Source organism: Sphaerospermopsis kisseleviana CS-549, from assembly GCF_028329225.1.
GTDB classification, from domain to species: domain Bacteria; phylum Cyanobacteriota; class Cyanobacteriia; order Cyanobacteriales; family Nostocaceae; genus Sphaerospermopsis; species Sphaerospermopsis kisseleviana.
In genome coordinates, this window is sequence record NZ_JAQMTI010000048.1 from 1 (window position 1) to 12,606 (window position 12,606).

The 12,606-nt window shown below is 35.6% G+C and carries 14 protein-coding genes and 2 pseudogenes; 6 read left to right on the forward strand and 10 right to left on the reverse strand.

The window, feature by feature from the left end:
• Window positions 1–142 precede the first annotated feature (142 nt).
• Window positions 143–538 (forward strand): annotated as a pseudogene (locus PN497_RS03520) (N-acetylmuramoyl-L-alanine amidase); the annotation flags it as partial.
• Window position 539: 1 nt separating this feature from the next.
• On the opposite strand, the gene PN497_RS03525 reads toward PN497_RS03520, so the two are convergent.
• The 4 genes and pseudogenes from PN497_RS03525 to PN497_RS03540 form a co-directional block, all read right to left on the reverse strand.
• Entirely contained in the window at window positions 540–1,184 is a 645-nt protein-coding gene (locus PN497_RS03525) for an RloB family protein (RefSeq protein WP_096566361.1), read from the reverse strand.
• A 14-nt stretch (window positions 1,185–1,198) separates the two neighbouring features.
• Complete coding sequence (locus PN497_RS03530; RefSeq protein ID WP_096566359.1) at window positions 1,199–2,515, reverse strand: AAA family ATPase; 1,317 nt, start codon at window positions 2,513–2,515, stop codon at window positions 1,199–1,201.
• A gap of 122 nt (window positions 2,516–2,637) precedes the next feature.
• Entirely contained in the window at window positions 2,638–4,311 is a 1,674-nt protein-coding gene (gene ribBA, locus PN497_RS03535) for a bifunctional 3,4-dihydroxy-2-butanone-4-phosphate synthase/GTP cyclohydrolase II (RefSeq protein WP_096566357.1), read from the reverse strand.
• Window positions 4,312–4,466: 155 nt separating this feature from the next.
• Window positions 4,467–4,771: pseudogene (locus tag PN497_RS03540) on the reverse strand (DUF433 domain-containing protein).
• 28 nt (window positions 4,772–4,799) lie between these two features.
• Between PN497_RS03540 and PN497_RS03545 the strand changes: the two are divergent.
• Window positions 4,800–4,985, forward strand: coding sequence for a hypothetical protein (locus PN497_RS03545; protein WP_137667519.1), 186 nt, complete (start codon window positions 4,800–4,802; stop codon window positions 4,983–4,985).
• Window positions 4,986–5,020: 35 nt separating this feature from the next.
• Here PN497_RS03545 and PN497_RS03550 read toward each other — a convergent pair whose 3' ends face one another.
• The 3 genes from PN497_RS03550 to PN497_RS03560 are packed head-to-tail and all read right to left on the reverse strand — an operon-like array spanning window position 5,021 to window position 6,001.
• Window positions 5,021–5,377 (reverse strand): hypothetical protein, encoded by a 357-nt coding sequence (locus PN497_RS03550; RefSeq protein ID WP_096566355.1) that lies wholly within the window; start codon window positions 5,375–5,377, stop codon window positions 5,021–5,023.
• 43 nt (window positions 5,378–5,420) lie between these two features.
• The gene (locus PN497_RS03555) at window positions 5,421–5,630 is read right to left on the reverse strand and encodes a hypothetical protein (protein WP_096566353.1); all 210 of its coding nucleotides are present in this window, start codon (window positions 5,628–5,630) and stop codon (window positions 5,421–5,423) included.
• Window positions 5,627–6,001 (reverse strand): hypothetical protein, encoded by a 375-nt coding sequence (locus PN497_RS03560; RefSeq protein ID WP_096566351.1) that lies wholly within the window; start codon window positions 5,999–6,001, stop codon window positions 5,627–5,629. The genes PN497_RS03555 and PN497_RS03560 overlap by 4 nt, the downstream gene beginning before the upstream one ends.
• A 352-nt stretch (window positions 6,002–6,353) precedes the next feature.
• Between PN497_RS03560 and argC the strand changes: the two genes are divergently transcribed.
• Window positions 6,354–7,412 carry an N-acetyl-gamma-glutamyl-phosphate reductase gene (gene argC, locus PN497_RS03565; protein WP_096566349.1) on the forward strand — a complete coding sequence of 353 codons (1,059 nt, stop codon included), beginning with the start codon at window positions 6,354–6,356 and terminating at the stop codon, window positions 7,410–7,412.
• A 38-nt stretch (window positions 7,413–7,450) separates the two neighbouring features.
• On the opposite strand, the gene eno is transcribed toward argC, so the two are convergent.
• The 3 genes from eno to PN497_RS03580 form a co-directional block, all read right to left on the reverse strand.
• Window positions 7,451–8,740, reverse strand: coding sequence for a phosphopyruvate hydratase (gene eno, locus PN497_RS03570; RefSeq protein WP_096566347.1), 1,290 nt, complete (start codon window positions 8,738–8,740; stop codon window positions 7,451–7,453).
• A 454-nt stretch (window positions 8,741–9,194) separates the two neighbouring features.
• On the reverse strand, window positions 9,195–9,530 hold the full coding sequence (locus PN497_RS03575) for a XisI protein (RefSeq protein WP_096566345.1): 336 nt from the start codon (window positions 9,528–9,530) through the stop codon (window positions 9,195–9,197).
• Window positions 9,518–9,937 (reverse strand): element excision factor XisH family protein, encoded by a 420-nt coding sequence (locus tag PN497_RS03580; protein WP_096566343.1) that lies wholly within the window; start codon window positions 9,935–9,937, stop codon window positions 9,518–9,520. The genes PN497_RS03575 and PN497_RS03580 overlap by 13 nt, the downstream gene beginning before the upstream one ends.
• An 832-nt stretch (window positions 9,938–10,769) precedes the next feature.
• Here PN497_RS03580 and PN497_RS03585 point away from each other — a divergent pair.
• The 3 genes from PN497_RS03585 to PN497_RS03595 all read left to right on the forward strand — a co-directional run.
• On the forward strand, window positions 10,770–11,081 hold the full coding sequence (locus PN497_RS03585; protein ID WP_096566341.1) for a DUF433 domain-containing protein: 312 nt from the start codon (window positions 10,770–10,772) through the stop codon (window positions 11,079–11,081).
• Entirely contained in the window at window positions 11,074–11,409 is a 336-nt protein-coding gene (locus tag PN497_RS03590) for a DUF5615 family PIN-like protein (RefSeq protein WP_096566339.1), read from the forward strand. The genes PN497_RS03585 and PN497_RS03590 overlap by 8 nt, the downstream gene beginning before the upstream one ends.
• A gap of 256 nt (window positions 11,410–11,665) precedes the next feature.
• The coding region (locus PN497_RS03595) for a DUF7149 domain-containing protein (protein WP_457853185.1) at window positions 11,666–12,606 on the forward strand (941 nt) is incomplete at its 3' end.

Consider the following 12,606-nt stretch of genomic DNA (forward strand, 5'->3'; position numbering starts at 1 on the left):
AAGGATTTGAGGATGTCTTTGACAATCTTGGGAAATGAATTTATAATCATGATCAAATCAATATTTTGATATAGCTTGCTCAAATTTTAATATATTTTGGGCTATTTTTATCACAGATTTCTTAACATTCAACACTTCTGCTCTGGATGGTACTGTTATTTATTTAGTAGCACCTGATAAACGCGCTTTTGGTGCTGGTAATTCGGTTTTTAAAGCTGCTAATGGTGTGGAGGAAACTGTACAAACTAATCCTAATTTATCTCCATCTGTAAATAATTTCGCTTATCATGTTTCTTTAGAAACCCCTCCTGATGCTTGGGGAAAAAGAAATATTCAAGGACATAGTGGTTATAATGAAGATCAATATAATTCTTTAGCTTGGTTAATTGCCCAAAGTCAAGTTCCTGATGAGAGAATTACTACTCATCGTGATGTTGATATTGCTAATGGTAAGGTTGATCCTTTAAGTTTTGATTTTGAGAAGTTTTTTAATAAGTTGCATTCTTTTAGAGAGTTGAGGAGTTTTAATAATTCGTAATTTATTTAAAGTCTTTTTGGTTTTTTAGTTCTTGTACTAAATGATGTACTTTTGTGGATGGGTTTGTACATCCATCTTCATTAGGGTGTTTATTTTCTAGTTTCATGGCGTTATTTATTGCCATTTCTTGGTTGGGTTGCAATTTTGAATAGAGCAATTTATCAGTTTTATCATATTTTTCTCCCTGCTTGAGAATACCAGCTTTTCTCATTTCTGCTTCTAGTTGGGGACGTAATTCATTGTAACTACCAAAGGGACTGGGAGTGTAGTAATAATGAAGGAAAAACCAAAATTCAAAACAAGGTATTGATGTGATAGGAGTACAATTATATTCTTTCGCACGGTTAAGAGCTTGTTTATATTTTTCAGGTTTATTATCGTCATCAAATACACAAAATACTTGATCAACTTTCTCAAATTTAATGTGATTATTTAATTTTATAGCTTCATTAACAATTACAAGGGGATCACCGCCGTTAGCGGAGACAATTTCAATTTTGATTGTTGGTAATCTAAGTTCACGTTTGAGAGAATTAAAATAATTATACTCTGTTTCCTCCCCTTCAACTACAATTAAAAAGTTTTTTCTAGGTTGGTTATTTCCTGAACGTCGTTTTAAATTATTGGTAGATTTTCCTCTTGACATATTTTTCTATATTTCTAAATACTTAACCCATTAATAAAAGGAATAGCACCATATCGCCCTAAAAGATAACCTTTTTGTAAAGATTCATCTTCACGGGGTCGAAAATCTAGTAATGAATATAATTTAGTCATGCTGTTATCTTTTTCTGTAAACCAGATTTGATCAGGTCTGAATATTTCTTCATCCAATAGTGTTGTATCATGGGTTGTAAATATTAATTGGGCGTTGTTGTGATTAATTTCTGGATCATTAAACATTTTGATTAATGCGTTGGATAGAACTGGGTGCAAGCTTCTATCTATTTCATCTACTATTAATAATTCTCCTTTTTCTAATACATCTAACCAAGGTCCTGACATCTCAAATAAACGTTGTGTTCCATCAGATTCTTCATCCATATTCAATTCATAAGTTTTATCTTCTGAATCATTCATTTTGTGAACTGTTACTATTCTCATGGCTTTTGGTTCATGTATGATACTTTCTATGTCTGGATTATCAATTTCTTTGTTGATTAAACCTTTTAATACTTGCAGGACTTCTTCAGGCACATTTATCAACTCAGGTCTAATATCATAAATACCAATATCCGCTTCACTCAATATTTTCACAACTTTTTCACGGAAAACTTGATTTTCTTGACATTTTTTAAATGTAAATCCTTTTGAATTTACGTTAATAGTCAGCATATTTATTTGATCTCGAAAATATTTATATATTTCTTTTAATTGAGGATGGTCATTTTGTGCTGCATGGGACAAAAACAAAGAATTGTAGCGTGTAAATGTTTTAATCTTTCCATTTTCTCCCTTGAGTTTTTCACTAAATGACCATTCATAGTTTTTATAATCTTGTGATTCTTGTGATTCGGTGTTTTCAATTATATGTTTTTTACGATAAAACCAGTTTTGCTGTTGTTCATTGGGATATGCAATTAACCATTCTTCATGAATTTGATCTTGAGTTGCAGAAATTCCATATTCATAACGAGTATCTTTATGAATAAAAATTGCCTCAAATATTGTAGGTTGGTTTGATGATTCACTATTTAATCTAAATGGTTCAAGCGGTAATTTATCACCTGGGTTGATTTTAGTAGCCGAGTTAACAATAATTTGTTTAAGTGTAACAATAGCTTTAATTAAATTACTTTTTCCTGACGCATTTGGTCCATAAATTGCCGCACTTGTAACCAGGTGTAAATCATCTGTATTCGGCATGGGAAAAGTGTTACTATTGAGCATGGTTTCATCATCTTCAGCAGCTACCATACTCAATGTTTGCTTTTCTTGAAAAGAACGATAATTTTCTACACTAAATTCTATAAGCATGATTTTATATTTATAGTTAATTATCAGCTTTATGACTCAAGCATACAGAATAAATCAATAAAAATAAATAGCTCCGGGGATAAAACCAGAGCTATTTTGAAGATACAACAATATACAACGAATTACTTACTAAAACTATAAATCTGTTGTGTCTCCAAGCGATCGCTCAATAATGAAGGTTTAATTTCTTTTCCAAAAACCTGCCGATCTAACTGTACTTGTAAATTACTCAAAGGATCACTACCAGCAGAAATCAGAAATTCTAACTTCTGCACATAGGGTAAATCTAGTAAATTATCCAAAATTTGCCCTATCGCTTGCAAGTAAGGATGTCCTTTTTGTTGATACCAATTAGCATCAGCAACATTTGGCTGATCAAATCCCAAATGCACAGTTAATGATGGTTGATCAAATAAAGCAATTCCTAAAGGTCGCGCTTCTTCCTGTAACAATAAATGATTATCTTTTGCTAAATGTCTGATTTTCTCTAAACGTTCATAACGTTTGGTGACAGATTCCGGTTCATCTTCCCAGTCTAATGCTACTGTCACCAGATAAGTTTGTAACAACATATGTCCCAGTTTCTTAGCTTTTGTAGCTAGATAACGGGAATTGAAATCATTAGATTCTATCAGCAAAGGTACACGATCTACAACTTCCAAACCATAGCCTTTCACACCCGCAATTTTACGGGGATTATTAGTAATGAGGCGAATTTTTTTAACACCCAAATCCATGAGAATTTGCGCCCCCATGCCATAATCTCGCAAATCCGCAGGAAAACCTAAACGCTCGTTTGCTTCTACCGTATCCAGTCCCATATCCTGCAAAGAATAGGCTTTAAGCTTGTTGATCAAACCTATACCCCGGCCTTCTTGACGTAGGTAAACTACGACACCTTGACCGGCATTTTCAATCATTTTTAATGCGGCTTTTAACTGCATTCGGCAATCACAACGCAAAGACCCCAAAGCATCACCGGTCAAACATTCTGAGTGCATCCGCACCATTACAGGTTCATCACCGAAATTTGCCGGATCACCCTTGACAATTGCCACATGATCTGTATTATCCAAAGTGTGACGGTAGCCGTAAATATCAAATTGTCCAAACTGGGTAGGTAATTTAGTGACAATTTCTCGATAAATCAGGCGATCATTTTGCAGACGATAACTAATTAAATCCGCAATACTGATAATTTTTAGTTTATGGACTTTGGCATATTCAACTAGCTGTTGTAATCTTGCCATTGAACCATCAGGATTTTGAATTTCACAAATCACCCCAGCAGGGTATAATCCTGCTAGTCGCGCTAAATCAACTGCCGCTTCTGTGTGTCCTGCACGCTTCAGCACACCCCCAGCTTTAGCCCGAATCGGGAAAATATGCCCAGGACGGCGCAAATCTTCGGGTTTTGTAGCAGGGTTGAGAGTTACCTGAATGGTACGCGCTCGATCTTCAGCAGAGATCCCCGTACTGACTCCTAAATGGGGCCCTGCATCAATGCTGACGGTAAAAGCGGTTTGGTTAGTATCTGTGATGTTGCTGACCATGAGGGGAAGGTCAAGTTCATCCAGGCGATCGCCTGTCATTGCTAAACAAATCAAACCCCTAGCTTCCACCGCCATAAAATTAATCATATCCGGGGTGGCAAACTGGGCAGCACAAATTAGATCACCTTCATTTTCGCGATTTTCGTCATCTACCACCACAATAGAACGACCGGCTTTAAGGTCAGCTAAAGCGGCATCAATAGAATCAAATTTAAAGGTTTGGTTATTATTGGACTGTGACACAGGAAATTCTAGCTACCAAGGTAAATTTTTTTAACAATTATTTCAATATTGTAGCCTGTTTGTCGAAACTAGAGCGATCAGGAGTCAGGAGTCAGGAGTCAGGAGTCAGGAGTCAGGAGTTGAGATATTGTATTGTCATGTAATGCTTGGGCTTTTTATACTGCTTTAATTTCCATTAATTTTTGTACTACAGGATGGGGGTTTTTACGCTGTTCCTCTCGCATTTTATGACTCCACTCTGGCCAGTCGGCTATATACTGACTAACTTTTTCTTTTTCGTGATGATAATACAAAATAGTCGCATAGACTTGTTCTATGGTCAGACTCGGAAACATTTGGCTAATTTCTTCCGGTGTTCTGGCACGATATATTCATATAAAATGGTTTCTATACCAATGCGAGAGCCTTTTAAACGAATATCCTCTGGACTAAGAAAGTTAAAGTAGTCTTCTAGTTGCATGATTTGAGTTCTCCTGTAGAATTATGTTTTGGGTGGAAAACCGATGGATGTTGATGGGTATATTTTAACTCTTGAAGATAATGGAACACTGCAATTAGTCAGTCTCAAACAACAAGTTAAAAAATTAAGAGGTTTATTAAAAGATAAATCACCTGATAGAAGTTTGGTAGATGAACTTATTCAGGAACGCAGACAGGAGTATTTAAGTGAATAAATCTGTGTTAGATGCTTCTGCTTTTTTATCTATCGCTATTCATAAAATGCGGAACTTCGCCCAAATTTCCGAGGAGGATCAACATTTTCAAAACGAACAGCTTTAGTATCAAAAGCAATGATGGTTCTAGATTTTCCAAACATATCAATAGAGTAACATTGTTCTGGTAAAATCGGGGCAACAATCCGTTGATTTCCTTCCCAGTTATAGATATGTACCTCAGCACAAGATTGAACTCGCTCTAAGTTCAATGTCCAGTAAAATGTTTTTCCTAAAATTGCTAATGTGCGTAAACCTTCCGGTGCTTCATGCAGTTTTGTTTCATCATCAACATATTTATCTAGTTGTTGGGGAGGAATACCTGTGCGGACAATGACAATTTCATTCTTCATATTTTTTGATTTTTTTGATTTTTTGATTTTTTTGATTTAAAATTTATAAATCATGGAAATATTCAAAAGCTTCTTTAATTAATGACAATTTATTTTCAGGACATTGATAAACTCTTGGTTTTCCTTCAGAACTACGTTTAGATGGTTTAAGTGGAAGTCCTAACTGTTCTTTTGCATGAGCAATCCAACAGGTTTTTACTGTTACCTGATGTTTATTTTTAATGTAATCCTGGATTTGTTTATAAGTAGTCATATTTGACAATTCCCAGATTTATAAGCGGTTTCCAATTCATTAGGAGAAGGCGGGTAAATAGCGAACCAGTCAAAGTTAAAAACATCTTCACGTTCAGCATGAATATTATTTGTAGTAATCAAACCATTTCCTGGCAGTCCAGTTGTTTGATTAACTACTATAACTGTTAAGGGTGGAAGTTTATTTTGCTGACAATAATACATGATGTGTCCCAATATGGGAGCTAAAGTCCCTGAACCTTGAAAACCAAGAATTTCAGCTAACATTTTATAGGTTAAAGTTTGGCGGTTCACTGCTTTGCTGATCAAAATTTGCCATATTTGTAAGGCACGTTTTGGATGCGTTGGGTTTTCGTTAAAGGTTTTGTACATTTATTTGCTATAAAAAGTACACTCTAAAAAAATACAGGTAATAGCTTGTCAGTTAAAATAATAATTCTATCTAAGTGCAGTTGTAAATATTTTTCTAGATTAAGTGATCACAACAATTGAGTTAAACTAGAAAGCGAGAAAATACACAAAAAATTGCTTACACCACGCTATGCTATCAAGCAGCAAGGGTGTTTTACCTCCTGCCCCCTGCCTCCTGCCTTCTCCAAAATACGATATTTGCTATACAATGCAGCGAAAGTTCAATAATAATTCAGTTATCACCAATTAGCTAACAACCTGATTGATGATAGCTAATATTAGATTAACCAAAAGCGGATAAGGATTTCATAACATGGGTAATTTAAGACGCGTACCAGTTGGCATTGTTGGCGCGTCAGGTTATGGCGGAGTGCAACTTGTCAGACTCCTGATGGATCATCCAGAAGTAGAAGTAGTATATTTAGGTGGCGAAAGCAGCGCCGGGAAAACATTTGCGGATCTTTATCCCCATTTGGGGAGTGTAGTTCAACTCAACATTGAAGCGGTAGATCCAGAACTGATTGCTAGTAGATGTGAAGTAGTATTTCTATCTTTACCCAACGGTTTAGCCTGTGACATTGCACCCAAACTGATAGAAAAAGGCTGTAAAGTATTAGATTTGAGTGCCGACTATCGTTTCAGTGAGTTAAAAACTTATACAACTTGGTATGGAACAGAAAGAAGCGATCGCACTATTGCCAAAACAGCAGTTTATGGTTTACCAGAATTGTACCGCGATCGCATTGCCGAAACCAATCTCATCGGTTGTCCTGGTTGCTATCCCACAGCCAGTTTACTCGCCCTTGCCCCACTGCTGAAACAAGGTTTAATTATACCAGAAACAGCGATCATTGATGCTAAATCTGGGACATCTGGAGGAGGAAGACAAGGTAAAATCAATCTTTTGTTAGCGGAAGCTGATAACTCCCTAGCTGCGTATAACGTCGCCCGTCACCGGCACACTCCAGAAATTGAGCAAATTTGCAGTGATTTAGCCGGACACGAAGTTACAGTACAATTTACACCTCATTTAATCCCAATGGTGAGGGGAATATTAGCCACCGTTTACGCCACCTTGCGAGATCCGGGTTTAGTGCGTGATGATTTAATTACAATTTACACCGCATTTTACCGTAATTCCCCTTGGGTGAAAATCTGTAATAGCGGCACATATCCCCAAACCAAATGGGCTTGTGGAAGTAACTCCTGTTATATAGGTATAGAAGTTGACCCCCGAACCCGGCGAGTGATCGTCATGTCAGCCATTGACAACTTGATTAAAGGTCAAGCAGGACAAGCCATACAATGTATGAACATTATGATGGGTTGGGATGAAACCTTGGGTTTACCCAAAGTTGGGTTTTATCCATAACAATTGACAATTGACAATTATCAATTGTCAATTATCAATTACTTTGGTCCTAAACCAACTTTACCTGCATAGATAGCGCGATCGCCTAATTCATCTTCAATTCTTAGCAAGCGATTGTATTTAGCCACCCGTTCACTACGACAGAGAGAACCGGTTTTAATTTGTCCTGCGCGAGTTGCTACTGCTAAATCTGCAATTGTTGTATCTTCGGTTTCACCGGAACGATGGCTAATTACTGAACGGAAACCGTTGCGTGTAGCTAAATCAATGGTTTCCAAAGTTTCAGTGAGAGAACCGATTTGATTTAACTTAATCAAAATCGAGTTACCGGCTTTTTGTTCGATGCCTTTTTGTAAGCGGGTGGCGTTGGTAACAAACAAATCATCACCAACTAACTGCACCTTAGAACCGACTTTCTGAGTTAGTAATTGCCAGTTTTGCCAATCTTCCTCATGTAAACCATCTTCAATGGAAACAATAGGATATTGATCCACCAACTGCCCTAAATAATCAATAAACTCAACGGGGCTATGGGGTTTACCATCATAAACATATTGCCCATCTTTGTAAAACTCACTAGCAGCCACATCTAAAGCTAAAGCTACCTGTTCCCCAGGTTTGTAACCAGCTTTTTCAATGGCTGCTACCAGCAATTCTAAAGCCACTTGGTTAGATTCTAAGTTAGGTGCAAAACCACCTTCATCACCCACACCAGTTAGCAAACCTTTATCATCCAAAACTTTGCTGAGAGTGGCAAAAACTTCCGCACCCCAACGCAAAGCTTCTTTAAAAGAAGGCGCACCGATAGGAACAATCATAAACTCTTGAAAGTCTACATTATTGGCAGCGTGCGCTCCCCCGTTGATCACGTTCATCAAAGGTACAGGCAGCAAGTTTGCTAAAGGTCCACCCAAATAACGATAAAGGGGAATATCTAACGCTGCTGCACCTGCCTTAGCTGCTGCTAAAGAAATTCCTAAAATCGCATTCGCGCCTAAATTAGCTTTGTTAGGAGAACCATCTGTAGCAATCATAGTCCGGTCTAACAACTCTTGGTTGAGAACATCCAACCCTAATAATTTGGGCGCTAATATCTCATTGGCATTTTTTACCGCCGTGAGGACTCCTTTACCACCATAACGGCTTTTATCGCCATCTCGCAGTTCATGTGCTTCAAATGTGCCTGTGGAAGCACCGCTAGGAACTTGTGCTAGTCCGACTGCACCACCAGCTAAATGTACTTCTGCTTCTAGGGTAGGTCTACCCCGTGAGTCGAGGATTTCGCGGGCTACAATGGCTTCAATGGCGGTGTCTAGATATTTGGTCATTCCTGCTTTCTCCTTATGTTTGATAGTTAAGACTTTCCAGTTTAGTCCTAAACCAATCGTTAGTTTATGCGTTTTTAACGGAAAATTGGGTGAGATTAAAGAAGATTTCCGAGTTTGAGTCAACTCAAAGGAAAGATTAATTTTTTTTAAGCCTTTAACCGTATAGTTGCCCAAGAAGACAGACAGTTGTATATTATATGAATGTAAAAAATAGTATAAATACTTTCAGTAACAATGCTTGAACGCTGACAATATCCATAGTCAAGTTAATGTTACAGCAAATCTTAGTTGCTAGTAAGCATAAAAACGCAATTACCATAGAATAGCCTATGACTTGTTTGGAGTAGCTTTGATATTCATTGTCCCAATTGCGGTATGGCATTTGCAGATAAACCGTGAAATTTGCAGATAAACAGATTTTTGACATCTGACGCACCCTAGTAAGTGCTGTGTTTTAAGCCACAGAAAAATCTGTAAACTGCCGATATTCAGGACGAATAAACCCTAAAATAATATCATCCTTTTCTACTCCTAACTCCCATAATTCCCCAGTTATTCCCCTTTCTGTACCATCCCATTCAATGCAGATTTTACCATCAATAATTCGCAAATGAAACACCACTGCATGAACCCTACCTGTTTTATCCCAACCTGTATCCATTAACAAATAATTATCAGATTCTTGATCACAAATACACAAAGCCTCAATTTGACCATGACTAGGTTTATACTTAGCGTGATTTCCGACAACACTAATTATAATTTTTCTGTATTTTTCTAACTTATCCATTGTACAATTACCTCCAGAATTGGATCAAAAATAATGTAATTAATCTGCTGTTGATCACTTAAAATATCTTGAATAGCTGGTTTGAGAAAAAAGTCTTGATAAGCAGCTTCAGGAATTGCTAAATATAATTTATGTTCTGGATTAATCCTTTTTATTAAACTAACATAAATATTGTATTGTCCTAGAGTTTTTTCTAATTCTGAAATTAAAGAAGGACTGTTAAAAACCTTGATTTCAATTACTATCTTTTGCTGCATCTTTTGGGCTGCAAACAACTTTTCTGCTCCCAAATCAGCGTATAAACGCAAACCTTTATATTCTAATATAAATGGATCATCAGTAATTGTCCATCCATCTTTAGTGAGGGCATTTTTAACTTGATTATGAAATAAATCGTACTGTGGCATTACTAAATCAAAAATATCAACTTTAGCTTACCTTTTCAGTTTAGTGCTAAACCAACCGTTAGTTTATGCGTTTCTGGGGAAAAATAGGCTGAGATTAAAGAAGTTTTCCATTGATGCGGGAGGTTGATGTGTAAGGTTGCTTTTGTGTAAGTATTCTTTGAGGAATGTTTCGCGCAATCTCCGTCAGGAGATCCCGCAGGGTAGACGCAAAGGAAGAAAGAATTTAATTTAGGGTGTTGTTTAAATACATAAAAACTTTTACAATAACAAGATTGCAGATTGTTGTCAAATTACACAAGTGTTAATGATGCTAACTCTCTATTTCGGGAATCAATAATATAATCTTATTTTTTAACAGTTTAATGATTGAAAATACATAACTATTCAAAATTCTTCCTTTATATTTTCTTAATATTTAATTGAGAATTATTTTTATTTATCAACGGTATTGCAATATTTTCAGGCATCTGGTAGGATTTAAGAGAATTTGTAATTTGCCTTATTGTACCTATTTGTAAACCAGGGTTTTAAGCAGCAAATTGAAAACCCTTACTGGTAAGAGTTTCAGAACACACAAAAATAAGAACCTGCAAAAAAGCCAGGGATTTATCAAAAATTCCTGACATGAGATTCAACTATTTTGATGCTGTTATTAGCAGGTTAGGAATCAGGGGGATTGACAAAAAAGATTGAATATGGTAAGTGAGTTGCGTTAGGAAGATGAAGCGATCGCTATTTTGATAGAAAAATGGATCGAGTGGAAAGGGCGATCGCTATATCTGCTATATGGCTATTTTTAGATATAATATATTAAAAAATAACCAGATAATTTATGACAGCAGTAATTACTAATCATATTGAAATAACGCCGGGTATATGTGGTGGCAAACCTCGCATTGCCGGACATCGAATTAAAGTACAAAATATCGTCATTTGGTATGAACGCATGGGAATGTCACCAGATGAAATTGTCTATCATTATCCTAGTATTACTTTAGCTGATGTTCATGCAGCATTGGCTTATTATTATGACCATCTGGAAGAGATTAGAAAAGATATAGAAGATGACGAAGTATTTGCTAGGGAGATGAAAGCTCAAACGCCTTCTTTAGTTCAGCAGAAACTTCAAAAAGGTCATGATTAGAGAAATTAAATTTCATTTAGATGAAAATGTCAGTAATGCCATTGCTGCTGGACTTCGCAAACGGGGAATTGATGTAACCACGACTCCAGAACAAGGACTTATTTCTGTATCTGATGAGGTGCAATTAGAATTTTCGGTATCTCAAGGAAGAGTTATATTTACTCAGGATACTGATTTTTTGAGATTACATCAAGTCAATACCAATCATTTGGGAATTGTTTATTGTTCTCAACAGACTAAATCTATTGGGCAAATTATTCAGGGTTTAGTATTAATTTGGGAGTTGCTATCACCTGAAGAGATGTTTGGAAGGATTGAATATTTATGAATGAGAAAAGCGTTAGCGAAGCTTACCGAAGGTATCGCACTGATGAAGTCAATGTGGCTAGAGTTGGAAAGGCGATCGCTATAAATCGCTATAAGTAGTTAGGCGTTAAAAATTTTCCTTACGACAAATAAGGAGCTAGAAAACATAAGGGAAAATAAGTTTATATAAATTTATTTTTTGTTACATACTATTTGTAATTATTTATGGTATAGTATCACAAAACAAGTAATAATTGATAGTTAAACCGTTACATAAAATGAACAATATGAATTTTCATAAAATCCAACCAAGAGAATCATTAAATAAAGCCTTTCTCAAAGTTAAACCCAACAGAAATGACATTGAGAACTTCAAAAAGAACCTACAAAATTTAATTGATAAAATCAACGAATCCGAATCAGAAGAATTTCACAAAAATCTAATTGGTGACTTTTTAAAAAACACATATTACAGCAACAATCATTTTATAAACACCAAAGGAAGAAATGATTTAGTGATCCATAATGGTAAAGACGCTAAGACTACTGTTGGTGTAATTTTAGAATTTAAAAAACCAACAAATAAAAGCGAAATGCTCAAAGTTGATAATTTAAACACCAAAGCTTTGCAAGAATTAGTTTTATATTTTCTGCGGGAACGTTTGACAGCTAAAAATTTAGAAATTAAATATTTAATAGCGACTAATATTTATGAATGGTTCATTTTTGATGCTAATATATTTGAGAAAGCATTTATAGAAAATAAAACCCTGGTTCAGCAGTTTACAGATTTTGAAGCTGGAAGATTAAGCAATAAAAAAACCGACTTCTTTTATAAAGAAATTGCTAAACCTACCATTGATGAAATTGCCGATAAAATCACCTTTACACATTTAGATATTCGAGACTATCAGCAATATTTAAACCCTGGTGAACATCCAGATGAACATAAGTTAATTTCCCTGTTTAAGCTATTTTCTCCAGAACATTTATTAAAATTACCTTTTACTAATGATAGTAATACTCTTGATAAAGGATTTTACAGTGAATTATTACATATTATCGGTTTGGTAGAAACTAAAGAAGGTAGTAAAAAACTGATTCAACGGAAAAAAGAACCTGAAAGAAACGTTGGTTCATTAATAGAAAATGCCATTATTCAACTCGATAGTTTAGATAAAATTTCTCGGTTAGAGAAACCAGAACAATTTGGAGAAAC